This is a genomic window from Fischerella muscicola PCC 7414 (genome assembly GCF_000317205.1).
GTDB lineage: Bacteria > Cyanobacteriota > Cyanobacteriia > Cyanobacteriales > Nostocaceae > Fischerella > Fischerella muscicola.
The window spans coordinates 71,157-96,521 of sequence record NZ_AJLK01000124.1; the positions used below are offsets into that span (position 1 = coordinate 71,157).

Annotated in this window: 21 protein-coding genes and 2 pseudogenes; 7 read left to right on the forward strand and 16 right to left on the reverse strand. The window is 43.0% G+C overall.

Features of this window, described 5'->3' with window-relative positions; all coding sequences use genetic code 11:
* Positions 1 to 2: 2 nt before the first annotated feature.
* Positions 3 to 764, reverse strand: coding sequence for a gamma-glutamyl-gamma-aminobutyrate hydrolase family protein (locus UYI_RS0119805; RefSeq protein WP_016868417.1), 762 nt, complete (start codon positions 762 to 764; stop codon positions 3 to 5).
* Positions 757 to 4,281, reverse strand: coding sequence for an NACHT and WD40 repeat domain-containing protein (locus UYI_RS0119810; protein ID WP_235147980.1), 3,525 nt, complete (start codon positions 4,279 to 4,281; stop codon positions 757 to 759). The genes UYI_RS0119805 and UYI_RS0119810 overlap by 8 nt, the downstream gene beginning before the upstream one ends.
* A gap of 338 nt (positions 4,282 to 4,619) precedes the next feature.
* Between UYI_RS0119810 and UYI_RS0119815 the strand changes: the two genes are divergently transcribed.
* The 3 genes from UYI_RS0119815 (at position 4,620) to UYI_RS0119825 (ending at position 5,737) form a co-directional block, all read left to right on the forward strand.
* A complete protein-coding gene (locus tag UYI_RS0119815; protein WP_235147981.1) occupies positions 4,620 to 4,880 on the forward strand; it encodes a hypothetical protein in 261 nt (86 codons plus the stop codon).
* Positions 4,881 to 5,083: 203 nt separating this feature from the next.
* Positions 5,084 to 5,317, forward strand: coding sequence for a hypothetical protein (locus tag UYI_RS0119820; RefSeq protein WP_016868420.1), 234 nt, complete (start codon positions 5,084 to 5,086; stop codon positions 5,315 to 5,317).
* A gap of 207 nt (positions 5,318 to 5,524) precedes the next feature.
* The gene (locus UYI_RS0119825; protein WP_016868421.1) at positions 5,525 to 5,737 is read left to right on the forward strand and encodes a hypothetical protein; all 213 of its coding nucleotides are present in this window, start codon (positions 5,525 to 5,527) and stop codon (positions 5,735 to 5,737) included.
* Here UYI_RS0119825 and miaB read toward each other — a convergent pair.
* Positions 5,729 to 7,093 (reverse strand): tRNA (N6-isopentenyl adenosine(37)-C2)-methylthiotransferase MiaB, encoded by a 1,365-nt coding sequence (gene miaB / locus UYI_RS0119830; RefSeq protein ID WP_026086066.1) that lies wholly within the window; start codon positions 7,091 to 7,093, stop codon positions 5,729 to 5,731. The two genes, UYI_RS0119825 and miaB, sit on opposite strands and share 9 nt — an antisense overlap.
* A 773-nt stretch (positions 7,094 to 7,866) precedes the next feature.
* On the opposite strand from miaB, the gene UYI_RS0119835 reads away from it, so the two are divergent.
* Together UYI_RS0119835 and UYI_RS0119840 are read left to right on the forward strand one after the other, a co-directional pair.
* Positions 7,867 to 8,949, forward strand: a complete 1,083-nt coding sequence (locus tag UYI_RS0119835) for an RNA ligase family protein (protein ID WP_016868423.1) — start codon at positions 7,867 to 7,869, stop codon at positions 8,947 to 8,949.
* A 4-nt stretch (positions 8,950 to 8,953) separates the two neighbouring features.
* On the forward strand, positions 8,954 to 9,259 hold the full coding sequence (locus tag UYI_RS0119840) for a DUF2087 domain-containing protein (RefSeq protein ID WP_016868424.1): 306 nt from the start codon (positions 8,954 to 8,956) through the stop codon (positions 9,257 to 9,259).
* Between the two features lie 103 nt (positions 9,260 to 9,362).
* Here UYI_RS0119840 and UYI_RS32990 read toward each other — a convergent pair.
* The 10 genes and pseudogenes from UYI_RS32990 to acpP all read right to left on the reverse strand — a co-directional run.
* Positions 9,363 to 9,827, reverse strand: a pseudogene (locus tag UYI_RS32990) (ABC transporter ATP-binding protein); the annotation flags it as partial.
* 83 nt (positions 9,828 to 9,910) lie between these two features.
* Positions 9,911 to 11,026 carry a 3-deoxy-7-phosphoheptulonate synthase gene (aroF, locus tag UYI_RS0119850; protein ID WP_016868426.1) on the reverse strand — a complete coding sequence of 372 codons (1,116 nt, stop codon included), beginning with the start codon at positions 11,024 to 11,026 and terminating at the stop codon, positions 9,911 to 9,913.
* A 227-nt stretch (positions 11,027 to 11,253) separates the two neighbouring features.
* Positions 11,254 to 11,529 (reverse strand): annotated as a pseudogene (locus tag UYI_RS32995) (redoxin domain-containing protein); the annotation flags it as partial.
* Positions 11,514 to 12,719: an NAD(P)/FAD-dependent oxidoreductase gene (locus UYI_RS33000; protein ID WP_016868428.1), complete on the reverse strand. Its 1,206-nt coding sequence runs from the start codon at positions 12,717 to 12,719 to the stop codon at positions 11,514 to 11,516. The pseudogene UYI_RS32995 and the gene UYI_RS33000, both read right to left, overlap by 16 nt.
* Before the next feature lie 127 nt (positions 12,720 to 12,846).
* The gene (locus tag UYI_RS0119865) at positions 12,847 to 13,674 is read right to left on the reverse strand and encodes a TauD/TfdA dioxygenase family protein (protein WP_016868429.1); all 828 of its coding nucleotides are present in this window, start codon (positions 13,672 to 13,674) and stop codon (positions 12,847 to 12,849) included.
* Positions 13,674 to 13,874 (reverse strand): hypothetical protein, encoded by a 201-nt coding sequence (locus UYI_RS0119870; RefSeq protein ID WP_016868430.1) that lies wholly within the window; start codon positions 13,872 to 13,874, stop codon positions 13,674 to 13,676. Before UYI_RS0119870 ends, UYI_RS0119865 begins: the two co-directional genes overlap by 1 nt.
* 8 nt (positions 13,875 to 13,882) lie before the next feature.
* A complete protein-coding gene (locus UYI_RS0119875) occupies positions 13,883 to 14,077 on the reverse strand; it encodes a hypothetical protein (protein ID WP_016868431.1) in 195 nt (64 codons plus the stop codon).
* 1,247 nt (positions 14,078 to 15,324) lie between these two features.
* Positions 15,325 to 17,337, reverse strand: a complete 2,013-nt coding sequence (tkt, locus tag UYI_RS0119880; RefSeq protein WP_016868432.1) for a transketolase — start codon at positions 17,335 to 17,337, stop codon at positions 15,325 to 15,327.
* Positions 17,338 to 17,885: 548 nt separating this feature from the next.
* Positions 17,886 to 19,136: a beta-ketoacyl-ACP synthase II gene (fabF, locus tag UYI_RS0119885; protein WP_016868433.1), complete on the reverse strand. Its 1,251-nt coding sequence runs from the start codon at positions 19,134 to 19,136 to the stop codon at positions 17,886 to 17,888.
* A gap of 191 nt (positions 19,137 to 19,327) precedes the next feature.
* On the reverse strand, positions 19,328 to 19,579 hold the full coding sequence (acpP, locus tag UYI_RS0119890; protein ID WP_016868434.1) for an acyl carrier protein: 252 nt from the start codon (positions 19,577 to 19,579) through the stop codon (positions 19,328 to 19,330).
* A 397-nt stretch (positions 19,580 to 19,976) separates the two neighbouring features.
* On the opposite strand from acpP, the gene UYI_RS0119895 reads away from it, so the two are divergent.
* A complete protein-coding gene (locus UYI_RS0119895; RefSeq protein ID WP_016868435.1) occupies positions 19,977 to 20,882 on the forward strand; it encodes a CoB--CoM heterodisulfide reductase iron-sulfur subunit B family protein in 906 nt (301 codons plus the stop codon).
* Positions 20,883 to 20,891: 9 nt separating this feature from the next.
* The gene (locus UYI_RS36980; RefSeq protein WP_157226370.1) at positions 20,892 to 21,053 is read left to right on the forward strand and encodes a hypothetical protein; all 162 of its coding nucleotides are present in this window, start codon (positions 20,892 to 20,894) and stop codon (positions 21,051 to 21,053) included.
* Positions 21,054 to 21,172: 119 nt separating this feature from the next.
* Here UYI_RS36980 and UYI_RS0119905 read toward each other — a convergent pair whose 3' ends face one another.
* The 3 genes from UYI_RS0119905 to psbZ form a co-directional block, all read right to left on the reverse strand.
* Entirely contained in the window at positions 21,173 to 23,602 is a 2,430-nt protein-coding gene (locus tag UYI_RS0119905; protein WP_016868437.1) for a hypothetical protein, read from the reverse strand.
* 590 nt (positions 23,603 to 24,192) lie between these two features.
* Positions 24,193 to 24,771: a 6,7-dimethyl-8-ribityllumazine synthase gene (gene ribH / locus UYI_RS0119910; RefSeq protein WP_016868438.1), complete on the reverse strand. Its 579-nt coding sequence runs from the start codon at positions 24,769 to 24,771 to the stop codon at positions 24,193 to 24,195.
* 260 nt (positions 24,772 to 25,031) lie between these two features.
* Positions 25,032 to 25,220 carry a photosystem II reaction center protein PsbZ gene (psbZ, locus tag UYI_RS0119915; RefSeq protein ID WP_016868439.1) on the reverse strand — a complete coding sequence of 63 codons (189 nt, stop codon included), beginning with the start codon at positions 25,218 to 25,220 and terminating at the stop codon, positions 25,032 to 25,034.
* Positions 25,221 to 25,365: the final 145 nt, after the last annotated feature.

Genomic DNA, 25,365 nt, shown 5'->3' on the forward strand with positions numbered 1-25,365 from the left:
AATCAACGGTAATTCATACTTTCTATTAGACCTTTTTGAGTTTTATTTTGGGTGGCTGCTACAAAAGCTTGAAAAATACGTTGATGATTGGGGTCATCTTTAGATAACTCTGGATGCCATTGCACGCCGATCGCCCAAGGATGATCTGTGTGTTCTACCGCTTCAATTAACCCATCTTCCACTGCATGAGCCACAGCACGCCAACCAGAAGGTAATTTTTGTACTGCTTGATGATGCCAAGAAACTACGGATATGTGAGTTTGTTGGATAAAACTTGCTAAGCGGCTATCTTTATGGATTTTGACTTTATGTTCGGTAGGGAAACGCTTGCCTGGTTCGGGATCAAGACGGTGTAAAACGGAAGTACCGTATACATCTGGTACATGAGGAATCAAACTACCACCACCAGACACTATTAATATCTGTAAACCTCGGCATATACCTAATACTGGTAGATGATTTTTTAAAGCAAACTCAGCTAATTTGAGTTCAAAAGCATCGCGATCGCAATCTACCGAATAAATGCTGGGATGGTACGATCCGTTGTAACACTTGGGGTTGATATCTCCACCACCAGGAATAATCAAACCATCGAGAGGTTCTAAAAGAATCGCCGGATCAGTTTCTCCAGGAGGTAATAGAATTGGTGTACCACCTGCTGATCGCACTGCATCTAGGTAAGCAGGAGGTAAAGAAAAGGGCAATGCTTCTTGACGACCATAGGTTGTAATACCGATTAAAGCTGGTCTCGACTTTCTACTCATCGTTTTTAGTTGCTCCTAGAGTTTTGAGAGTATTTATTTGGGCTTTGGTGAGATTAACTACACCTGTAATATCCATGCCTTCGTAAAGTCTCGGCGCTCTTAATAATTTGTGGGATTCGCCCGTTTCCACATTCCAAAGTCTAATTGTTCCATCTTCACTACTGCTAGCTAAAATATTACAATTTGGACTAAAGTTTACTGACCAAATCCGTTCCTGATGTCCTCTGAACGTGGTAAGGATTTGACCAGTATTAATATCCCAGACCTCGACAATCGGTTTTTCGCCGCCAACAGCGAGGAAACGACCATCGCTACTAAAGGCTACTGCCCTTACCCAACAAGTTTTTCCCTTCAGGGTTTTGAGGCACTCACCAGTATTTACATCCCAAATTTTGACAGTTTCATCTTCGCTACCACTAGCTAAAAGCTTGCCATCAGGACTAAAGCGCACCGATCGCACCCAACCATTGTGTCCTCTCAAAGTTTTGAAGCACTCACCAGTATTTACATCCCAGAGTTTGATAGTGCGGTCTTCACTACCGCTGGCGATCGCACTGCCATCTGGGCTAAAAGTAACTGACCAGACCCAATTTTTATGACTTTCTTGAGTTTGGCGGTATTCTCCCGTGTTGATATCCCAAATTCGCAAAGCTTTGTCATCACCACCACTGACGAGGCGATCGCCATCGGGACTAAAAGCAACACAGAGTACTCGATCAGTGTGATCCACCAAAGTTTTCAGGAGTTGACCTGTTTGCACATCCCATAACTTAACACTTTGGTCATCACTACCACTGGCGATCATGCTACCATCCCGACTCATGGCAATTGTGCGTATCCGGTTGGTATGACCCGATAGAAATTTGTAGGCTTCGCCAGTCTCAATATCCCAGAACTTGAGGCTTTTATCGTCATTACCACTGACCAAGATATTACCTTCTGGATGGAAAACTATCGACCAAGCCCAATCAGTATGTCCTTGCAAAGTTTTCAAACATTGACCAGTATGAGCATCCCACAGCTTGACAATTTTGTCATCACTACTACTGATCAATACGTTTTCATCAATAAAGGTGACTGACCAAACCCTTGCAGTATGTTCTGATAGTGTCTGTTGACGCTGACCAGTGCGAGTATTCCAGAGAATGATCCGATGGTCTTCGCTGGCGCTAGCTAAGATACTACCATTAGGACTAAAGGCGACTGAACGTACCCAACCTGTGTGTCCCTCTAAAGTTCTCAAGTGTTGTCCACTAGGGATATCCCAAAGTCTGATTGTATAATCATCACTACCACTGGCTAAGGTCTTGCTATCTGGACTGAAGGTGACTGCGCGTACCCTAGCAGTGTGTCCCTTGAGAGTTGTCAAATATTCGCCAGTATTTGCATTCCATAAAATCACAGTTTTGTCACTGCTGCCACTGGCTAAAAAACTGCCATCAAGGCTAAAGGCGACTGACCGCACCCAACTTGTGTGTCTTTCCAAGATTTTGGTACATTCGCCAGTGTGAATATCCCACAGTCGGATTGTCCGATCTTCACTCGCACTAGCTAAAGTGTTACCATTCGGGCTAAAAGCCACCGACCAAACTCTTTCTCGGTGTCCGGTAAGAGTTTTGAGACGCTGACCTGTCGTGGTGTTCCACAACATTAAGGTTTTGTCATCGCTGGCACTGGCTAAAATTTCACCATCAAAGCTAAAGTAAACTGAGCGAACCCAATTTGTATGGCCTTCGAGAGTAAGAAATTGATGACCATCTGCATGTCTGAGGCGAATTTTGCTTTTGGTATCGCCCATCGCAATTAGAGATTTGCGAGAACTAGATGCTACTGCTAAAACCGTGCCAAAGGCTTCAGTAAAGCGAGATTTATCTAAATCAGCACCAATAAATTTAACACCGCGTAAATCAGCACCCCGCAGATAGGCTTGCCAAACTTTCAAACCAGATAAATCAAGCCCCGATAAACTATAGTCTAAGTAACGCAGTAAGTTTAAGATGTTGCCGACTGCATATCCTTTTCTGTGTAATTTCGGATCTCGACGCCGCAGGGGATGAACTAGTTTACTTTCAACATCGGTGATGTTTTTGGCTACAGGTTTAAGAACTAATTCTGTTTGACAATGGCGGACATAGTCTTTAGCGGTTGCTTTAATCAGGGGATAGGTATTAAATATTTGCCAATCTCCAGAGTTAATTTCCTCGCTGACTTGACGTACTAATAGCGCAATCATGTATTCCATGACGACATTTTGCAGAGTAAATTTGCCGTCTACGGTTTCAATGAGCGATCGCCTTTTTAAATTCTCTAGACTTTCAATGATTTGTGAAAACATGGATTTTTCCACCATGTCTTCATATAAGTCTTTGACATACACTGGTTCGCGGTTAATTGCTAACCAGTACATAATTTCTTGTTCTAATTCTGTTAACCGCTCAAACTGGTTATCTAATAAAGTTTCAATCCCAACAAATTGGGTGATTTCTTGGGCGATAAATTCAGAAACATTGCCATTAAATAAATCTTTAATAAACGTAGATAAGATTTTGAGTGCCAAGGGATTACCACTGTAGAGTTCCACTAGTTGGCGCATTTCATCTACCGAACCAGAAAGCCCTTTATCTGCCAAAACTCTCATGGCTTCTGGCTGTTGTAGACCTTGCAACAATAGGGAACGGATCGGTAAATTTTCGCCCCCCTGAAGAGCAATTTCCTTGGGTTTGGTACGACTAGTCAACAGCAGACAACTTTGATGAGATGATTGTCCAATACGCTGAATTAAGATACTGTAATCTTCGTATCCTTCTCGATATTCATCTGCATGAGCGCCATCAGCAAGAATTGATTCAAAGTTATCTAATATCAACAAGCAACGTGCAGAACGTAGGTAATCAAGTAAGTGTGAAACTTTATCACTGATACTACCTTTAACATCAATCACTTGTTGGTCTGAGAGAAACTTGATTGCGTCATCCAATATTGTTTCCAACTTCGGAGTCTCACGCAAACTACGCCAGATAATGTAGTCAAATTCCGACTGCAACTGCTGCAACAGCTTCACAGAAAGAGCTGTTTTCCCTAATCCTCCCATACCCAAAAGAGCAACTACACGACAGCGATCGCCAATAATCCATTGCTCTAGGGTATTTAGTTCATTTGTACGCCCATAGAAAATGATTGTGTCGGGTGCATCTCCTAAATCTAATTTGCTTTCAGGTCGGGAATTGTCGCCTTGCTCAACAGACAATTCCTGTGATTTTTGAACATGAGGATGATTCCCGATCAAATCTGGTTTGTGGATCGCAAACAAAGTCACTAACTCTACTCGTTTGCTGATACCAAATGTTTGATAGAGCCGCTCTAAATATTTTCTCACTGTCACAGGTTTAATATTCAAGGCATCAGCGATCGCTTCATTAGATTCTCCTGCCAAGATTAAACGTAATACCTCTTGTCGTCGTGGTGTTAGCTGTTTCAAAACATCATCTAACTGTTGTTGGTTCATGTTGTTTGGCATTTTGCCAACTTTACATACGCTTTTAGTGACCGATTATTAGCTTACATCGTAAAAACATCTGTGACACCTGTCACTTATACTTATTATTCTCTTTATAGCAGTCACTCTTGGTAATATTTTACCTCAAAAGCTATTGACATCCAGATATCAGGCGTGCAATACTTGTCACTAAATACGACAAATAGTTTCCGCAGTCACTTTTCATAGGGTCACAAAAGGCGAATAAATCGGTCTAATTCTTAGTCACACAGGTAGAACATCTGTCTGTTTTGGGATAGTCATAACCTTTACCACTTTTGACTAAGAATACAGCGAAAGCTTAGTAAATGGTTCAATCTATGCCCAAAGAGAGCAACGAACTTAACGAAGTTGACAAATTATTGGTTCAGCTACTAGTAATTCTCATTGGCAGTTGGCAAGAAACTGGTTTTGGTCGTATTGAAATCCAGAGTGAGAAAATTAAACATGACCGAATCGCAGTCACGATTTTGGGTTCTACTCATTATCGGTATGTCATCAGCGATGAAGATTTGAAAAAGTGGTGGAGAGTGGGCGAAAAGCTGAATCAGAAGACAATTGAATCAAGAACAACTGAATAACGACTAATTGAATAATTGAATATCTAACTCTCCAAAGAGATTGCATAGTTGCGATGACTGGCAGCTTGAACAAGGAAATACTCGAAAGTATTTGATCACCTCGCCCTGATAAATTGTGATTTTTTACGAGGCAGGAAGAAGTATCTAGTATACTTCCCTGTCTTATTTTTTAGCCAATTTTTGTCATGTAGGAGAGAAATTATATGGCTATGAAAAAAGATCAATACAGCGCTTTATTTAGGTTCGTTACCAAATTCCTGAAATACTTTTTGCTGACTTTAGTCGGTTTTGCGATCGCTTATGTAATGTCAATGAGTGTCGGCGCACAACATCTTCTAATTATGATCTTGCCATTGTTTAGAGGATTGGTTTGGCGAGCAGCAATTATTCTGTTGTGCTTACTAGCAACAACCGTCGTCATTGAATCATTACGTTAGGTTCAACAAACACGGGTGTGGGGGTGTAAGGGTATAAGGGTGTAGGGGAAGAAAAAGGAAAAACTCTGCGTCCCCACCGAAGCTTTGATCGCCGGCTTACGGCGATCAAACTTCTCTCTGCTTTGACTGCGCGTCCCTTTGCGTTTCAAAACACTTCTTGGGAGAACCATTTATTACTAACTCATCATCACTTTGGAGAAGAAAAATATGTCAAACAAAAAAAATAGCACCCTTTGGGGAGGGGTGCTTCCACCAATATTAATCATTTTAGTGACAGGATCGCTATCCTTGGCCATCCTTGATAAAGAAAATCGTCCTGCATATTTTGATATTGCCAAAGTAGCTGTTGGCTATGCTTTTGGTTCCATGAGGTTACAGGGAAATAGTAATGACACAGAAAAATCAGACAATTCAAACTGATACCACTTCCCTTACCTCCACTGGTTCACCCGTTAAACTAAAAGCCCGAACTTCGCTGATTCTTACCTTTACTAACTTACCTTTGAGTTCGTTGATGTCACCAGTAAAGAAAGTCAGACGGTTAGTGCGGGTACGTCCCATGACTTGGGTTTTGTCTTTGGGGTTTTGGTCTTCTACTAGCACTTCTTCTAAGCGTCCCATATAACGTTGCGATCGCTCGGCTGCAATCGTCGCCACTAAATGGTTTAATCTTTGGAGGCGATCGCTTTTCACCTCTTCACTGAGTTGATTTTCCCAAACTGCGGCGGGTGTTCCCGGGCGGGGAGAATAAGCAGCAGTATTCAACTGATCAAAACCAATATCTGCAACTAACTTGAGTGTATTCTCAAACTGTTCTTCTGTTTCTCCAGGGAAACCAACAATCGCATCAGCACTAATCGCCGCATCTGACATATACTCGCGGATTGTGTTGATAATCCGGCGATATTTTTCATGGGTATAACCCCGTGCCATACGTTTTAAAACTTCGTTATCCCCAGATTGAAATGGAATGTGGAAGTGTTCGCATACTTTCGGCAACTCTGCACAAGCGCGAATCAAGCGCTCAGTAAAATAACGGGGATGACTAGTAGCAAATCTGATTCTTTCCACGCCCGGAACATCATGCACATAGTACAGCAAATCTGTCAATGTATGCTGGTGACGGCCTTCCGGTGTTACTCCTGGTAAATCCCGCCCGTAGGCGTCGATATTTTGACCCAAGAGTGTAACTTCCTTGTAACCCTGACGCCCTAGTTCCTCCATTTCGACGCGAATTGCCTCTGGTGTCCGAGACTGTTCCACACCCCGGACATTCGGCACTACGCAATAAGTGCAGCGTTCGTTGCAGCCGTAAATCACATTCACCCAAGCCGTAACCTTACTATCTCGGCGTGGTTTGGTAATATCCTCAATAATATGAATTGGTTCTGTGGCCACAACCTGATTGCCGTCAAACACTTGTTGCAATAAATCTTGCAGTCGGTTGGCATGTTGCGGCCCCATAACTAAATCTAATTCTGGTACTCGGCGTAGTAGGGCTTCTCCTTCCTGTTGAGCAACACAACCAGCAACAATTAATGTTAAATCCGGTTGTTCGTGCTTGCGCTTTGCTTGCCTACCTAGATAAGAATATACTTTTTGCTCCGCGTTATCTCGGATGGTGCAGGTGTTATAGAGTATTACATCTGCCTGATTTGGGTCTTCTGACCACTCAAAGCCCATGTCTTCTAAAATGCCAGCCATACGCTCTGAGTCAGCTTTATTCATTTGGCAACCGAAAGTAGTTATGTGATAATGGCGGCGTGAAGTGGTCATGAGCAATTACACTTAAGCACTAAAATTTAAAGGGTTTTCCTATTATTGTATAAACTCTAGCTGCCAATTAACATCTGGCGTGGATTGAGATTATAACAAAACTCAAGCTTTTAAAAACGAACACAGATGAACACGGATGAACACCGATTGACACCAACGCACAATCTATCTGTGTGCATCGGTGTGTATCGGTGTTCGATTTCTTCAAAATTATAGTGGCTTGCGGTTAACTCCAGTAGAGAAAAAACGAACACGGATGAACACAGATGAACACCGATTGACACCAACGCACAATCTATCTGTGTGCATCAGTGTGTATCGGTGGTCGATTTCTTCAAAATTATAGTGGCTTGCGGTTAACTCCAGTAGAGAAAAAACGAACACGGATGTAGACGCGCAAGCGGTGAGGGGGTCGCAGTCTTGGACGCCACGTGCTACAACTCTTGGAACCCCCAAGGGCGCAGTGGCTGGGCTTCCCGTCACGTAGACGCGCTCATAGGCTTAAGGTAAGGGTATGCGAACCCCCGTAGACGGGCGAAGCCCGGCTTCTCTCTCGTACGCCGTAAGGCGTGAGCGTAGGGTAGAGTACCCGAAGGGCTTTGGTGCAGGGTACACTCATGGAACACACATGTCAATTAAGAGTATGTGTCGGTGTTCGCTTTTTTAAACATTTCGCCTGTTGATTTGATATTAAACATAATTATCAAATCAAAGTCTTTTTGCCTTTTGAATTACATTATAATACAATAATAGTTACAAGTTTGTTTACTGTCATGGATGTAGTAAGTAGTGATCCCACAGAGTGGAAATATATCACCTACGAAAAAATACCAGAAAATCTTCATCAATGGCAACTGACAGAATCAGATTATCGGTTGTTTAAGAAAACAGATTGGGTAGTAACAGAAAAAATTCATGGTGCAAACTTTGGTATATCTACTAATGGTTTAGAGGTACGCTTTGCCAAGAGAAAGGAATTTTTGCAGCCAGGAGAAGATTTTTTCAATTATTTATCTCTACAAGCCAAACTAGCACAGCAAGCAAAAGAAATCTTCCGGCTCTTGCAGTCTACCATGCAGTTGCAGAGAATATATATTTATGGAGAATTATTTGGTGGTGAGTATCCTCACCCAGAAGTAAAGGCTGTGGCTGGTTTGCAAGCTATACAAACAGGTGTTTATTATTCACCTCAAATTGAATATTGTGCTTTTGATATAGCAATTTTAGAAAATCAAACATCTTTAGAAAAAACTTACTTAAATTATGACCACGCACTTGATTTATTTTACCAAGTAGGAATGATGGGTGCTGAACCATTATTTATTGGAAAATATGAAGATGCTATGGCATATCCCATTGAGTTTGAATCTAAAATTCCAGATATTTTGGGTTTGCCTAAGTTAACCTTTGCCAATAAAGCTGAAGGAATAGTTATTAAACCTTTAAAAACTATTTATATACAAACTTCTAAAGGTAAAATTCGTCCAGTAATTAAGAAAAAAATTCCTGAATTTGCAGAAGATTGTCGCTTTCATCAAGCCAAAAAATGGCACTTTCGACAACTGCTACCAGAAAAGCGAGAGCTAAGTATAGAAGAGGAATTAACTCAAGAAATGTTAGCACTAGTTACACCAACAAGATTAAATAACATTATTTCTAAATTAGGGAGGATTTCTCAAAACGATACAAATATAATTCAGGAATTAGTAGCACAATTAATGAATGATATATTAGAAACATTTCACGAAGATTATGGCAGTATTTTTTGTTTACTCGAAAATGAGGTTCAACAAAATATGCTAAGTCAATTGCAAAAAGCCTCAGAAGAATTAGTTAAACATTATTTCAACAAGTAGAACTATGAACAACAATAAATTAGAAAATTGGGAAGAAAAAGTACTGAATAATTATCTTGATGGTACACAATTAAAGAAAATCCCTGCCTCTCGTAAAAAACGCTTAGTTGTACTGAGGTGGTTAGTCAGAAAATTTGAAGAAAAAGTGACTTATAGTGAACGCCAAGTCAACGAAATTATTTCTCAGCATCACTCTGACTACGCGACACTACGGCGGGAAATGATTGGTTATCAACTGATGGAAAGAGAAAAGGGTTTCTACTGGCGATTACCAGCAGCACTGTGGAAATCTGAAAATGAAATCAAGTAATCTTAGAATCTTGGTTGAATTGTTGGTGCATTGAGATAAGCTTGGGGATTCTCTGGATCGAACTCTAAACCATTGAAGAATTTTTCTATCCCTCGTGATGTACTCGCTGGAATGGCAGATTCTTGACGAAAATTTGCCCTACCGAAGCACTAGCAGCAGTATTTAACATCACTACCCGATCAGAGAGTAACAAAGCTTCATCGACATCATGAGTAACCATAATTGCAGTAATATGATTTTGCTCGCAAATTTGCATTAACTCCACTTGTAGAGAACTGCGAGTCAGTGCATCCAAGGCTCCAAATGGTTCATCTAACAGCAACAGCTTTGGTTTAATTGCTAAGGCCCGTGCTAGCGCTACTCGTTGTTTCATCCCACCAGAAAGTTGTCTGGGTTTCTTGCGCGCTGCATCCTTTAAACCGACCATTTCCAGGTAGGTTGCAACTATGCGATGGCGTTCGGCTTTGGATTTGTGGGACATTGCTTTATCTACTGCGATCGCTACATTGTCCCAAGCTGTTAACCAAGGCAGCAGAGAATAATTTTGGAACATCATCATGCGATCGCGTCACAGCGTCAAGCTTGGCGGAGGAGTGTCAATTTCGATGTATACCTTACCACTTATCAATTACCTGCGGTAACATTAAGTGTTCAAGCGGACATGATATTACAACTTGTAGAAAAATTTATAGATTGAAATCTAGCAGGTGTTGTCAATGTCAACGGTAACTGATTCCAACGACCAAAGAATTGGGCAAATTGAGCTATTTCTTGCATAATTGACTCAAACTCTTCCAGTGTCAGAGATTGAGGCCCATCAGATAATGCTTTAGCCGGATCGGGATGAACCTCAATCATCACCGAATCTGCACCCGATGCGATCGCTGCCATTACCATAGGTCTAACAAATTCTGATTTTCCAGTAGCGTGACTGGGATCAACCATAATAGGTAAGTGTGTTAGAGAGCGTAGTACTGGGATAGCAGAGATATCTAGGACATTGCGGGTATACTTTTGGTCAAAGGAGCGAATTCCGCGTTCGCATAAAATTACATTTGGATTACCAGTAGCCAGAATATACTCAGCTGCCATCAGCCATTCTTCTATAGTCGCTGATAATCCCCGCTTCAGCAGAATTGGCTTACCCGTAGTTCCTACTTTCTTCAGCAGAGAGAAATTTTGCATATTGCGAGTACCAATTTGGATGACATCTGCTACCTCTGCGATCTTTTCGATATCAGCAGTATCCATAACTTCTGTGATAATTCCCAATCCGGTGACTTCACGCGCAATAGCTAACAACTCCAAAGCACTGTCACCATGACCTTGAAAAGCGTAAGGCGACGTACGGGGTTTGTATGCACCACCGCGCAAAAACTTTGCTCCTGTTGCTTTGACTGCCAATGCTGTTTCCACAATCATTGCTTCATTTTCCACAGAACAAGGCCCAGCAACAACAACTACAGGATGATTTTGACCAAACCTCACAGGCCCTTTGAGAGTTTTGACAACTACCTCAGTTGGTTCTCCATGTCGAAATTCTTTAGCAACTCGTTTAAAAGGTTTATCTATGCGTATAACTTCCTGAATAAAAGGACTTATTTGTTGGATGTGTTCAGGATTCAAAATTGCTGTATTACCCACTAAACCAATTACGACTTTATGTTTACCTACTAATTTTTCTGGTTTGACATCCCAGTGATCAAGTTCTTGGATAATGCGTTCAATTTCCTCTGGTGGTGTGTCAGGTTTGATAACTACAATCATGACTTCATACACTAAAAATTTTGAATTTTGTTCATCTTGGAGACGCAGAGACTAGGATTTGCACCCAGACCAGAAGTTTTGGAGACCTCTATGCTACTGTTAACACCATCTCTGCTTGCGATCGCTCATTAAGAATGAGCCAATCTTTAGTTGTGTTTATTAATTCAAGAACAACCACAACCAGAACGCAACACACGTGGCAGAGTTGGGTCCCAACAAGTACCAACTATCTTGTGTTTTTCGGTCATTTGCATAGCTTCAATAGCGCGCAATATCTCTTGAAAATTACGACCTGTACTGAGAGGATATGTCAAAGAAAGCCTCAACTTTCTGTTGGGATCGATGACAAAAACAGTTCTAACCGTGACATTAGCATCAGAATTTGGGTGGATCATATCGTAGAGACTAGCAACCATGCGATCGGTATCTGCCAGAATTGGATAATCAACGATCACATTCTCTGTTTCTGCAATATCTTGAATCCAACCTACATGAGTTTCCACATACTGGCATTACCCATGTGTTGCGATTGATTGCATACTAGGTGATTGGCGAAATCAGCAAAGGCAACGTTAAACCGATTGTAAGCTTCGCGCTTTTGTTCTACATCTGCTTCCCCAGCTAACTTGGCGCGGATAATTTCTGTAACACTCTCAATTGCCAAGGCTGACATACTTGTCCCCATGCTGTAAAGAGCATCAAAGTTGTTGGCAGCATCACCCATAACATACCAGTTATCAGGCGAAAACATGATTTTACTCTTGTGAGCAATCCTAGACCAGTAGTTGAAGTCCATATGTTCACCACTAGCGAGGATTTGGTAAAGCAGGTTGTGATTAGCTTTGAGAAACTCGTAAAACTTTTCTTTGCTGTTGAGATATTCGCTGGGTATGACATCTTTATGATGAATGACACCAACAGACAACTCCATTGAGTCTTTATCTAAGGGAATCATCCACAACCAATGACCGTGACCCATCCAGTGATTAGTACAGTAGTAACGAGTAACTAAGCCTTCGTTAGGATGCCAACCATTATCCAAAAGGGTACGGTCTACATTTTTAACCCATACCCAGGCACTACCAGAATTGATGCCATACAAATCTTTAGGGTCAAACATCAGGTTATCAGTCTTCCGACCAATGATAAATTTTCGACCTGCGGTATCAATAAGGTGTTTGGCTTTTAATTCTAGGTATTTGTCATCCAGCTTGACCTGAACAATATGCAAGTTATCTTTGGGTGTAAGTTCCACATCCACAACGCGACCGTTGTAGAAGTGCGCTCCCATTTGCAGATTCATTTTGAGAATGTCACGGTCAAACTTGGAACGGTTGAGATGGAAAGCGGGAGTCTTTAATTGTTGGTTGACCCAGACGTTGAAATAGTCATCAATGGACTCTGTCTTGTTGAATTCCTTGGGCCAGTGAAAGTTTAACCCAGCCTTAGGCGTATGATTTTCAATCAGGTATTCGTGAAGACCTAACTCTTTAATGAGAAAGACAGAGGCAATATCAACCGTTGATTCTCCCAATCTATGCTCTTTTTTATCAGGTTCTAGAGAGCGAGGATCAACGATCGCAACCCGGATACCAGGCAAATTCAGCAGTAAATGACGTGCTTGGCAAACACCGGCAAATCCGGCTCCCATAATCACTACATCGTATTCCAATGATTGGACAGCAGTATTCATGAAGCGACTCCTGTAATGAACTAAATGTTTTGTTTAATAGATAACTAGTTAAGAATTAAGAACTGGGTAATTACACCAAATTCAGAATTTTGAGTAGGGTGTTTTGGTGATCACCCAATCACTAACTTCAAAGAATGTGAACTCGTTGGAGATGACGTGAGGAATGAGAAAAGAAAGGATTACGACCGTGCAATAAGACATGATTGTCTGCAATCAAGATGTCTCCCGTCTGCCATTGGTGTGCGAAAAAGTTTTCGGGATTGTAAAGTCTTTTTTGCAAATCCTCGATTAATTGGTCACGTTCTGGGAGTGATAATCCTGGTATTTCTAAAAATAGTGGATTGAGATTTACACTCTCTTCGTTCAGGGGTTCTGCAAAACGCAGGATGGGAACGCCTGTGACCGGATGCTGGCTGACTAGGTTAGTGCTAATTTGTCCACCGTAATGAGCTAGCTTTTGAGTTTTATAGGTAATCTTGGTTTGCTGCCAAATCTGGCGCTGTTGTGGAGTTGCTTTTTCCCAAACTTTGGTGGTGTCACAGAATGTCGTTTCACCACCACTTCCAGGAGTTGGTGCTACCACACACTGGAAAAAGATGAGGCTAGGCACAACTTTAGCAAAGGCTCCATCCCAATGAAATGGCATATTACCGTTGGTAAAGGTGTAGTTCTGGGGATTTTCTTGAACAATGACATCTAGGACTGTACCGAAATCCCAAGTCAATAGTTCTCCCCAAGACTGGCAATAATTAGATAATTCCTCTAGCTCAAGTTGAGAAAAACCGCGCAGAATGATGAAACGATGCTCCCAAACTAGATTGCGTAACTCTGCAACTGAAAGTAGGTGAAGATCACGGAATTCTTCTTTGGTATTCAGCACCAATCCAAAAGGATTGAGAATTTGGCTGTTGAGTTGCGTCAAGACGGGTGACAAAGACAAATTAGAAAGTACCATCAGGCTGCCTCCTCTAATGAATAAATGTCAGATACTTGCAAAGGACGAGATAGGACGTAATGACTAGGACGACCCTTTTCGTAAACCAGTAATCCACCGATACTTTCAATCTGGCTACGTTTCATAAGTCGATATTCTTTGCCATCAAAAACGGTGGCGTTATGCCAAGGTGTTCCCCACTGATCAGATGTTTTAATCATGTGAATACCTATTTTTTCTGAGTGGTAAGGTTGAGGGTGAAATGAATTGGCTTTTCCTGTTCAATAAAAAACATAGTTTTTTGAATATGGCTAATTAGCCAGGGACCACAGGAATCTGTTTGACTCATTTCCTCGCTAGGTAATAGACGGCGGTGAGGCAAGAGCAGATTTAAAATTTCTTTTGCCAGTGTAGTAGATTTCATGTTTCTGTCACCTTAGTTGAAATTATTACTTATTCAGAGCTTTTCTTTGTTTGCCAATCTTTACTCTTTGTTTTCGTATTTATCTACAAACTAATTTTTGATTATTTCTGAAAAAACTGGTAATTTTTAAGTTTTTTGTATTAACACAAGTTGTTATTAAAAACATGCTAATTTATCCTAGATTGCATTAAATCTAGGACATTTTATAGATACATATTCAAACAAGTATAGCGCTTACATTTAGATGAATTACAACTATATCGGTGTGCATCGGTGTTAATCTGTGTTCGTTTTTCCTACACCTTTCCCAACTACAAACCGCTATATAATTACTACTTCTTAGTAACTAATCGTCAGATATTATTTATTCTGTTAGCTTGTTAAGCTACTACTTTTATCGTCGTTAATATTAGTCATTGTAATAGTTGAATAGTTGAATCTTTGAGAATTTGAGGCTTAAATGTCTTGAGTGATAGGTGGAATTATTCGACTGTTGATTTATCAGTCGCTTCTCAGATATTTACGCAGGCAAAGCTTAATTTCCAGAAGTTGTCTGAATTTATCTGAGTTTTACTGAATTTCTTGATGAAGGCGTTTTGCATAACAATTAGGTTTGAACGCTTGATTTCAGCCGCTTTAGCGCTCACAAAGAACCCTTGACAATAAAATCTGTTTTGAAAATCTATCCGTGTACCCTATGGGAACCCACCCTTGGGGCGTCTCATGTGTGTACCCTACACGAAGCCCTTCGGGTACTCTACCCTACGCTCACGCCTTACGGCGTACGAGAAGCCGGGCTTGGCGCGTCTACGGGGGTTCGCATACCCTTACCTTAAGCCTATGAGCGCGTCTACGTGACCCAAAGCCCAGCCACTGCGGTGGACTCTTCTCCCGGCATAAAGGAGCCACTGCGCCCTTGGGGGTTCCAACAGTTGTAGCAGGTGGCGTCACGTGGCGTCCAAGACTGCGACCCCCTCACCGCTTGCGCGTCTACATCGGTGTACCTGCCTTAAGCCTATGAGTGCGTCTACGATCATTACCATCCCTGCGACTTCGCCACAATCTTGTTGAAAAACTCGACCACAGAGAAACACCGATACACACCGATAAAGAGAAGCGCTAGAAATATTTTTACTCAACGGTACAGAAAAGCTTACTTCAAGTACTCTCCATGCGGTTCATAAAATAAAAAAGGGTGGATTTCACCCACCCTCGCTAAAATTTATCAAAGATTATTCTGTTGCTAATTAACCCAACAATTCTTTCGCCTTTGTGACTACATTATCAACGGTGTAGCCGAATTTTTCCATGATCACACCACCAGGTGCAGAAACGCCAAAGCGATCTACGCTAATCATGGCGCCTTCGTCACCCAGGTAACGACACCAGCCGAAGCTAGAAGCAGCTTCAACAGCTAAACGCTTTTTAACTGCTTTGGGTAATACTGACTCACGGTAGGATTCGCTTTGAGCATTGAAGAGTTCCCAAGAAGGCATGGAAACTACACGAACTTTCTTACCTTCAGCGCGGAGTTTGGCAGCAGCATCGACACACAGAGGTACTTCGCTACCTGTACCGATGAGGATAATGTCGGGAGTACCCTCGCTATCAGAAAGAATGTAAGCGCCTTTGGTAACACCTTCAATGCTGCTTCCTTCTAATTGGGGCAGGTTTTGCCGCGACAATGCCAGCAAAGTGGGGCGGTGTTGATTGGCATTTTCAATGGCGACTTTGTAAGCACCAGAGGTTTCGTTACCGTCGGCGGGACGAATGACTGTCAGGTTGGGAATAGCCCGCAAAGATGCCAAGGTTTCTACAGGTTGGTGGGTGGGGCCGTCTTCACCTAAACCGATGGAGTCGTGAGTCATGACGTAGATGACTCCCGCTTCAGACAATGCCGAAAGGCGAATTGCAGCCCGCATGTAGTCGGCAAAAACCAAGAAGGTGGCACAGTAGGGAATTAACCCGGAACCATGCAAAGCAATACCGTTACAAATCGAACCCATACCATGCTCACGCACACCGAAACGGAGGTTACGGTTTTGGTACTGTCCTTTTTGGAAGTCACCTGCCCCCTTGAGTTCTGTCAGGTTGGAGTGGGTGAGGTCGGCAGAACCACCGATCAATTCTGGTAGGACGGGTGCTAAGGCATTGAGGGTCATTTCGGAAGTTTTGCGAGTGGCGATCGCTTTACTTCCTGGTTCGTAGGTGGGTAGTGCTTTTTCCCAACCTTCTGGCAGTTTGCCACTGATTTGCCGCTCAAATTCAGCCGCTTCTTGCGGATACTTAGCTTTGTAGTCAGCAAAGGTTTTGTTCCATTGACTTTCGTACTCAGCACCACGGTCTACGGCTTTACGGAAGTGCTTGAGGGCATCTTCTGGGATGACAAATGGTTCGTGTTCCCAACCCAAGTTATTACGAGTAGCAGCCACTTCATCACCACCAAGGGCAGCACCGTGAACACCTGCGGTGTTTGCTTTGTTGGGAGAACCGTAACCAATAGTGGTACGGACTTTAATTAAAGATGGCTTGTCGGTGACTGCTTTCGCAGCTTCGATCGCTTTGTGAATCGCTTCTAAGTTGGTGTCGCCATCGCTAACAGCTTGCACGTGCCAGCCGTATGCTTCAAAACGCTTGCCCACGTCTTCGGTGAAGGCAATATCAGTAGAACCATCAATAGAGATGTGGTTGTCATCATACAGGGCAATAAGTTTACCCAAGCCCAGGTGTCCTGCCAAGGAACAGGCTTCACCAGATACACCTTCCATGTTGCAACCATCACCTAAAATCACATAGGTGTAGTGGTCAACGATTTTGGCGTCGGGTTTGTTGAACTTTGCGGCGAGATGGGCTTCTGCCATCGCTAAACCGACCGCATTGGCAATTCCCTGTCCTAAGGGTCCAGTAGTTACTTCTACACCTGGTGTTTCAAAGTTTTCTGGATGACCAGGAGTTTTAGAACCCCATTGACGGAATTGTTTAATATCGTCTAGCGTGACGCTGTCGTAACCTGTTAAGTAGAGTAGGGCATACTGCAACATACAGCCGTGACCGGCAGACAGGACAAAGCGATCGCGGTTGAACCACTTGGGATTTTTTGGGTTAAACCGCATAAACCGATCCCACAGCACAAATGCCATTGGTGCAGCACCCATTGGCAGTCCTGGGTGACCAGACTTGGCTTTTTCTACAGCATCAATTGCCAAAAAGCGGATCGAGTTAATACAAAGTTCTTCAAGGGTTTGGGTTGCAACAGCCATAATAAGATTGTTGTTAACGACGGGTTAGCACTCTTTTAACAGTTATCAGTTGTCAGTTATCAGTTAAGAACCCATCTTCACTTGGGTTTAAGTTCCCGACTAACTGGTCGAAAGCTTTGGATGGCGCGGACTGTGACTCCCACCATACGCCTGTTCACTGATAACTTGTTTACTGTTCACTGATTTCAGCTTCTTTCGCCTGCTGGGGATCAAATTACCCCACGATAGTATCATCATCCCATTGGTGCTTGTTGACAAACAAGCCGTAAAATTGAGGATTTTTGATTGAGGATTTTGGGATTATTCTAGAAAGGATTGGCCTAAATATTCAGTTGTTAAAGGGACGGAATGATCTGAGCAGGGTGTCAGAGACAATACCTTATTTATTTGTGGGGATCAACAAAGGGGATCGGGGAACAGGGACATGGGGGACAAGGCAGACAACGGAGAATTTATCCCAATTCCCCCTGCCCGATCCTCGTTGCCCCTAATCCCCACCAGGGGCCGGTGAGTTTCCCTATTCCCGATCCCTTATCCCCTTTTTATCCCTAGACATGTTTTTTAAAAGCAAGGGTCACATTATGACCGCCAAAACCAAAAGAATTGGACAGTGCTACCTCAACACGTGCAACACGACTAACGTTGGGTACGTAGTCTAAATCACATTCTGGATCAGGGTTTTCTAGGTTAATTGTCGGTGGGAGTCGGTCGTTAGCGATCGCGAGTACTGTTGCTACTGCTTCAATACCACCAGAACCGCCCAATAAGTGACCTGTCATGGATTTAGTAGAACTAATTGCTACTTTGTAGGCATGATCACCCAAGGCTCTTTTCATGGCTGCGGTTTCAGTCGAATCGTTAGCTGGGGTGCTAGTACCGTGGGCATTGATGTAGCTCACCATTTCGGGAGTGATTCCTGCATCTTTGAGTGCCAACTGTATAGCCCTGGCGGCTCCTTCACCACCAGGTACGGGGGATGTGATATGGTAAGCGTCACAGGTCATACCATAACCCACGATTTCGGCATAAATCCTCGCACCACGACTGATGGCGTGTTGCATTTCTTCCAAAATTAAAATACCTGCTCCTTCGCCCATGACAAATCCATCACGGTCTTTATCAAAGGGACGGCTGGCATGAGCAGGATCATCATTACGAAACGACAGTGCTTTACATGCAGCAAAGCCAGCAAAAGATAGGGGTGTAATAGCTGCTTCTGCTCCCCCACAAATCATTGCCTGGGCATATCCGCCTTGAATCAGGCGAAAAGCGTCTCCGATGGAGTTAGAACCGGCAGCACAAGCTGTTACGGAGCAGGAATTAGGCCCTTTTGCACCAGTGTGAATTGCTGTTAACCCCGCAGCCATGTTGGCAATCATCATGGGAATCATAAACGGGCTACAGCGGTCTGGTCCACGGTCAAGATAAACCGTTTGCTGCTCTTCCATTACCTTTAGACCACCAATGCCAGAACCGATGATCACACCTACTTGTTCGGCATTAAGGTCATTAATAGTTAACCGCGCATCCGCTAGAGCCTGTTTTGCCGCTGAAACGGCAAATTGAGAAAACCTATCCATGCGCTTGGCTTCTTTACGATCCATGTAATCGTGCGGATCGTAGTTTTTTACCTCGCCAGCAATACGGCAAGCATGACGCGAAGCATCAAACAAGGTAATTTCGCTAATGCCATTACGTCCGCTTACCAATCCTTCCCAATACTCGGCTGGTGTATTACCAATCGGTGTAATCGCGCCAACACCAGTTACTACAACGCGTTTACGTATCAAATCTGTCATGACTAAGTTACAGGTGGCTCTCCGGCAGGACAAAACAGGAATTGGGCACAGGGCATTGGGAATAGGAAATTGGGCATTGGGAATTGAGATTTGGGAATTGGGAATTGGGCTTCATTTAATTTTTACTATGCACCATGCCCTATGCCCCATGCCCTACGCCCTGTGTCCTATACCCTATGCCCTAACCTCTCTTATGCGGATGCGGCAACTTTGTTGGTAATGTAATCCAATGCTTCTTGAACTGTGGTAATTTTTTCAGCGGCTTCATCAGGAATTTCGATATCAAATTCTTCTTCTAAAGCCATTACCAACTCAACTGTATCCAGGGAATCAGCGTTTAGATCATTGGCAAAATTGGCCTGTGGTGTAACCTTTTCGGGTTCAACACCCAGTTGCTCCACAACGATTTTTTTAACTCTATCAAAAATGTCCGCTTGGCTCATAGATTAAATTCCTCAACCAGTTGCTATAATCCGCTCTTTATGGGTTACATGGTTTTGAGCATATACATCTTATCTGAAAGCGCGATCGCATACACTCTTTAAAGGATTCTGTTTTGCAATTCTTACTAAATTTTTTTTTCAGAATATACACCCCAGTACCTATTGTCTGACAACCGACACTAAGAAATGCGATGATAAAACAGTTACAGGCAGCTGTGCAGAAGGCAAAGGGCAGGAGGCAGGAGGCAGGAGGAAAATCATAGAATATAATTCCCACTACCTCTTTCCCCATCACCTATTACCTTTTTCCCAATTACCTTTTCCCCAATTACCAATTACCTTTTTCATCTGCTCTAGTGTACGCAATTTGTGTCGATTATCTAACAACAATATTTATATGCTATCCCATACGTTGAAATACGCTTACTACCCAGGTTGTGTTGCTCAAGGGGCTTGTCGGGAACTTCATCAATCCACAGTTGCCCTGAGCAAAGCATTGGGCATTGAACTTATTGAACTCAAAAAAGCTGCTTGCTGCGGTTCCGGTACTTTTAAGGAAGATTCCCAACTTTTAGAAGATACTGTTAATGCTCGGAATATTTCTTTAGCAGAAGAATTAAACTTGCCCCTGCTGACTCATTGTAGTACTTGTCAAGGTGTAATTGGCCATGTTGATGAACACCTCAAACAATGTCAGAAAACAAATCCCGCTTATGTTGGGCAAGTTAACAGTTTGCTCCAAAAAGAAGGCTGTTCACCTTACCGGGGAAGCACAGAAGTTAAACATCTGCTTTATGCCCTCGCAAAAGATTATGGCTTAGAGGAAATTCAACAACGAGTTAGCCGTAAATTGTCTGGACTCAAATGTGCTGCTTTTTACGGCTGCTATCTCTTGCGCGCCCAAAAATTCATGCCCTATGATGACCCCTTTCAGCCAGAAACGATGGAAAATCTATTTAGGGCAGTGGGAGCTACACCTATTTATTACAGAGGTCGTACGCAATGTTGCGGTTGGCCTCTTGCTAGTTATGCTACTACTGAGTCCTTCAAAATGGCTGGTAAGCATATTCAAGAAGCCATAGAAGCAGGCGCTGATTGTATGGTGACACCTTGTCCTTTATGTCACCTCAACCTTGATTCTCGTCAACCAGAGGTAGAAAAGGTGATTGGACACAAGCTAAGCTTGCCAGTCTTGCATCTACCACAGTTGGTTGCCTTAGCGATCGGGATTAGTCCGAAAGAACTAGGTTTAGAAAGGCACATTGTTTCTACTCGCCCAGTGTTGGAGAAGTTAGGACTTTGACTAGCGATTTTGGATTTTAGACTGGGAGATGGGGAGATGGGGAGATGGGGAGATGGGGAAGGCGGGGGTCCCCTCTGGGGAACTCGGGGCCCCCACTCCCCCAAGGGAGTGGGGATTAGGGGCGAAGGGGCAATGGGGAGATGGGGAGATGGGGAGATGGGGGGAGTATGAGGAGTGTGGGGAGTGTGAGGAGTGGAGGAATAACCACTAACTACTAACTACTAATGTACAGACGCGATGTTCCTCGCGTCTCTACCCACTAACTACTAACCACCAACAACCAACAACCATCAATTTTGATTAAATGGTTCTTCAATTGGCGTCACTGTCACTTCTGGAGTAGTAGAAGGTATGGTGATTGATTTTGATGTTGGTTCTTGAGTTGGTGACGGGGTAAAAGTAGAGGGTATGGTTATTGAACTTGATGTTGGTTCTTGAGTTGGTGACGGGGTAAAAATAGGTTCAGATGTAGTTTCCGGTGATGGTGGCTCAAAAGTTGGTGTTGGCGAAGTTGTCGGAGATGGTATGCCGAATGCCGGACTAGGTACTGGTGTAAAATTAAAGCCTGGCTCGGTTTCTACTGTCGGTGTTGGTTCTGGAGTGGGTGTGGGTGAGTATGTTGGTACTGGTGCAGATGTAGGTTTGCTTTGTGGCTGTTTTGGCTTGACGAATGTTGGTTCAGGAAATGTTGGTGGTGTCAATGCTGGATCTATTCTGGGCTTACTTTCCTTTAAGGGTTTTATGGGTGACAGTGTGGGGATTTCTGAGGTTGTGGGTTTAGCAATGGGCGATGGTGTGAATGTTGCTTCGGTTTCGGGCTGGGCTAATGGTGTGGTTGTCGCTTGAGGCTTGCTAGTATCTGATTGATTGGGTTGGGGTGCAATACGATCCCAGTAAAACCAAGCTAATAATCCACCAGAAACCAAAATTCCGGTGGTAATAACTCCTTGTGAAAGTAAAAAGTTTTGCCGCAAAGGCTGTGGAGGTAAAGTATGTCCCTCTACTATGTTCATCCGAGTTAGGGGTGACACTGAGGAAGGGGGCAAAGGGTTGGCTTCTTTTGCCTGAATAGTGCTAGCAAATTGGTGATTAACTACAGGCTGATAACCATTTTTTGGCGATTCAACTTTTGATTTTTGAACATGGTTACTAAAGTTGGGGTTTTTCTCAATTTTCGGGAGAGTGTGGGATTCACTGCCACCATTGTGTATATTTGGAGGCTGGGTAACTAATAAAGATGAGGGAAGTAAATTGAAATTTTGGCGAGTGAGGGCTAATCCTGTGACATCACTCAAAGATTCTCGTAATTCTAAGGCTCTGGTAAAGTATCTAAACGCGACGGTATTTTCTTCTAAACATAGGGCGCGAGTACCAAGTTGGTGCAAAGCCCAAGCTTCAGAGGCTTTGTCTCGTTCGGCTTGAGATGCTTGCAGTCCACGTTGTAGCACATGTTCCCACAAACCCCAGCGCTTACTCAAAGCTAGTAAGCTTTCCACTGCTTTTGCTAAGTGTAAGACAACTTGCCAACGGCTAGCTCTGACTGCTACTTCTAAAATCTGTATGATCGCATCAATTTTTGCTAGTAAATTTTGTGGCTGCTGGAGATACAACTGTGTCCAGTTAATAAAGTAAGCGATCGCGTTTTCTAATGGTGTTCCTAATTTCCATGCTGGCGGTAAAATTTCTCTGATTGTCTTGTTGATGCGATAACGAGAATCTTCCTGTTGAATAAGATAACGCTGTTGCAAATTCTTTAAAATTTCAGAGGCATCTGGTTGTTGGGTGATCGCTGCAACCTCTTCCTCTAATAACCCTACTTCACCCATCACTGCCAAAATTTCCAAAATATTTCTGTGGGTATGTGGTAGCGACTCGATGATTTGTTGAATGAGATAAATACTAGCTTGAGAATTAGGTAGTTGACTGACAATTTCCGCTAGCGATCGCTCTTCTGCTAAGATGTAAGCGATCGCTAATTGCAGATGCATTGGGTTTCCTTTGAGGATGATGCACAGGGATCTAGCAGCAGGTAGTTCCTCAATTTTGAGGGAACGTTGCATTTTTGTTTCTAAAAAAACTAAGGCATCCTGAATAGACAATCCAGCAAGTGCAGTGGAGTATGCTGGTTTTGGCAGACGCTGTTTTGTAGAAGCAACCAGAAAGGTACAGTTGCTAGCAGCATTTCTCAGCTTTTGCACTTCATCGAGTATGAGTTGATCACCGTCATCGAGTATAACTAGTGCGTGTTTATTCTGAATTTGCTGGCGTATTTGCTCATCTGTAGGTTTATAAGGGATATCACTTTCATATCCATAGAAAGCTTCCCAAATTATTTGCAGTAAATCACTTACATAAGGGTGATGGGAAGATAAACTGATGACACCATCACTAAACACAGAATCAGCCTGGAGTTCTTGTGCGAAGTAACGCAATAAAAAGCTTTTGCCCAAACCTACGGCACTATAAAATTCTACCGATTGTCCAGATTTTAAAGCTGCGATCGCTTCATTGATCGGTTTTTCACGCTCTAGAAGTTTCTCGCTAGGGGGCTGACGAATCAACACTGGTGTAGAGCGTTCTAGCAAATTCGGTTGTTGTGGTATGGTTGCTAATTCTGCGATCGCACCTTGACTGGAACCGATTTGGAGTATATGCTTGCCTACAGCCAATGTACCATTGGTATCTGTGCGTATATTTGCTGTCAAATTGCTATGCGGCATAGATTTTTATTTCTATCATTAAATCGAGTTTTACTCTATTTACCGCGATCTTGCTACTCAAATAGATATATATCCTACATTGATTACCTTATTTTAGCAAATATTTCAGTGTTTGCACTTAAGTAGTACTTAGGTAAGTTAAAAATGGGACAGCGATGCTGGAGGCAGAGGGCAGAGGGCAGAAGAAGAGTATGGGGGGATTTAAACCCGAACCAATTGTAGACACCGTGTAGACGACGCGGTATTATACCAATTTGAAAAATGATTGCAACAGATGGAAACCTGAAACATTTATTGGATAAGTGCTTCATAATCCGTCTTCAAAAGCTTTGAAGTTCCCTCCGGGACGCTACTCTGCCTTGAAGCCTATGAGCGCGTCTACGTGTCTACAAACTTTTCGCAAAATCTCAAATCCAAAATCCTGTTAGGGTATGAGCCTCCTATCTTGCCTGAAGGGCGATAAAAAACCTCACCCGTCTTATGACATCCTCCAGTGAACTCGCGCAGAGGTTTGAGGTGAGGTGAAAAGTAGGAATTCAGGGTAATTTCCTGGTGGGGTATGACAGCGATTCAGATAAAACTGATAACTGTTAACCTACTTCTTCCCCAGATGCCGAAAGTTCGCCTATGTTGGCACTTTTGAGTGAAGCAGGTAAGGATTGAGAATTACCAGCGTATGGCTGAGCTAGGTTAGAACGCAACTGACGCATGAGGCTACCCATTTCCAGCGCTGACATAGCATAGTCCCAGCCATGATTACTTTTGATACCAGCCCGTTCTAAAGCTTGTTGCATGGTATCAGTTGTCAAGATGCCAAAAATCACTGGTACACCAGTTTGAAAGGAAGCAGCAGCAATACCTTTTGCCACCTCAGAGGAAACATAATCAAAATGAGGTGTTTGTCCCCGGATGACAGCACCCATACAAATGATGGCGTCGTAGCGTCCTGAAAGAGCAAGTTGGCGCGCTACTACTGGAACTTCAAAACTCCCTGGAACCCAAACATAATCTACTTGAGAACCATGAGGATCAACATCGACGCCGTGGCGTTTCAAGCAATCTTGACACCCTTCTAGTAGCTTGGTGGTAACTAGATCGTTGAATCGTCCAATTACCAATGCAAACCGCAAAGGTTCTGTCTGCGTAAAAGTTCCCTCGAAAACTGCCATGACCGCCTCTAAATCAACTATACTCTTGCCACTATATACATTTCTTCCATAAAGACAACAGGAGCAAAGAGGATGGGGGTATAGGGAGATGGGGAGATGGGGAGATGGGGAGATGGGGGAGTGGAGATGTTCTCCTTGTCTCCATTATCCCCCGCGTCTTCCTTGTCTCCCGTGTCCTCCTTTTCCCCTGTATCCTTTTGTAACTCCTGTTGCCCCTGTTGTTTCTATGCTATTAACTAGTTGTGTGTGGCGGCAGTTGCTTAAACTACGAAAAAGCTCAAGAGTGCAACTAAAAGTACTAAACCGATCCAAGCACCAGAACCAAGCCACAGCAATTTTTTCGACTCATTCCAGTTTTGGGGAGTGGCATAGGCAACAGGAACGCCAATCACCATCGCAAAAGACACAAGTACCAGAGCTAACAAAGCAATTTGGAATATAATACTCATTTTCCCTTCTCCCAAGACAACGAAGATTCTTAAAGATAGAATATCTACAGGGTTAAACCAACGTTCTTCCTTATTGTTAAGCTAGCAGAAATTGCAACATTTTAGTCATTTGTCCTTTGCCATTTGTCATTTGTCCAATGATTGG

Excerpts from the sequence above, each read along its gene's own strand:
- UYI_RS0119805 (WP_016868417.1), bottom strand. The coding sequence starts at position 764 with ATGAGTAGAAAGTCGAGACCAGCTTTAATCGGTATTACAACCTATGGT.
- acpP (WP_016868434.1), bottom strand. The coding sequence starts at position 19,579 with ATGAGCCAAGCGGACATTTTTGATAGAGTTAAAAAAATCGTTGTGGAG.
- psbZ (WP_016868439.1), bottom strand. The coding sequence starts at position 25,220 with ATGAGTATTATATTCCAAATTGCTTTGTTAGCTCTGGTACTTGTGTCT.
- UYI_RS0119820 (WP_016868420.1), top strand. The coding sequence starts at position 5,084 with ATGGCTATGAAAAAAGATCAATACAGCGCTTTATTTAGGTTCGTTACC.
- UYI_RS0119905 (WP_016868437.1), bottom strand. The coding sequence starts at position 23,602 with ATGCCGCATAGCAATTTGACAGCAAATATACGCACAGATACCAATGGT.
- UYI_RS0119895 (WP_016868435.1), top strand. The coding sequence starts at position 19,977 with ATGCTATCCCATACGTTGAAATACGCTTACTACCCAGGTTGTGTTGCT.
- fabF (WP_016868433.1), bottom strand. The coding sequence starts at position 19,136 with ATGACAGATTTGATACGTAAACGCGTTGTAGTAACTGGTGTTGGCGCG.
- UYI_RS33000 (WP_016868428.1), bottom strand. The coding sequence starts at position 12,719 with ATGAATACTGCTGTCCAATCATTGGAATACGATGTAGTGATTATGGGA.
- UYI_RS0119875 (WP_016868431.1), bottom strand. The coding sequence starts at position 14,077 with ATGAAATCTACTACACTGGCAAAAGAAATTTTAAATCTGCTCTTGCCT.
- miaB (WP_026086066.1), bottom strand. The coding sequence starts at position 7,093 with ATGACCACTTCACGCCGCCATTATCACATAACTACTTTCGGTTGCCAA.
- UYI_RS0119840 (WP_016868424.1), top strand. The coding sequence starts at position 8,954 with ATGAACAACAATAAATTAGAAAATTGGGAAGAAAAAGTACTGAATAAT.
- UYI_RS0119870 (WP_016868430.1), bottom strand. The coding sequence starts at position 13,874 with ATGATTAAAACATCTGATCAGTGGGGAACACCTTGGCATAACGCCACC.
- UYI_RS0119815 (WP_235147981.1), top strand. The coding sequence starts at position 4,620 with ATGCCCAAAGAGAGCAACGAACTTAACGAAGTTGACAAATTATTGGTT.
- tkt (WP_016868432.1), bottom strand. The coding sequence starts at position 17,337 with ATGGCTGTTGCAACCCAAACCCTTGAAGAACTTTGTATTAACTCGATC.
- UYI_RS0119865 (WP_016868429.1), bottom strand. The coding sequence starts at position 13,674 with ATGGTACTTTCTAATTTGTCTTTGTCACCCGTCTTGACGCAACTCAAC.
- UYI_RS0119825 (WP_016868421.1), top strand. The coding sequence starts at position 5,525 with ATGTCAAACAAAAAAAATAGCACCCTTTGGGGAGGGGTGCTTCCACCA.
- UYI_RS0119810 (WP_235147980.1), bottom strand. The coding sequence starts at position 4,281 with ATGCCAAACAACATGAACCAACAACAGTTAGATGATGTTTTGAAACAG.
- ribH (WP_016868438.1), bottom strand. The coding sequence starts at position 24,771 with ATGGCAGTTTTCGAGGGAACTTTTACGCAGACAGAACCTTTGCGGTTT.
- UYI_RS0119835 (WP_016868423.1), top strand. The coding sequence starts at position 7,867 with ATGGATGTAGTAAGTAGTGATCCCACAGAGTGGAAATATATCACCTAC.
- aroF (WP_016868426.1), bottom strand. The coding sequence starts at position 11,026 with ATGATTGTAGTTATCAAACCTGACACACCACCAGAGGAAATTGAACGC.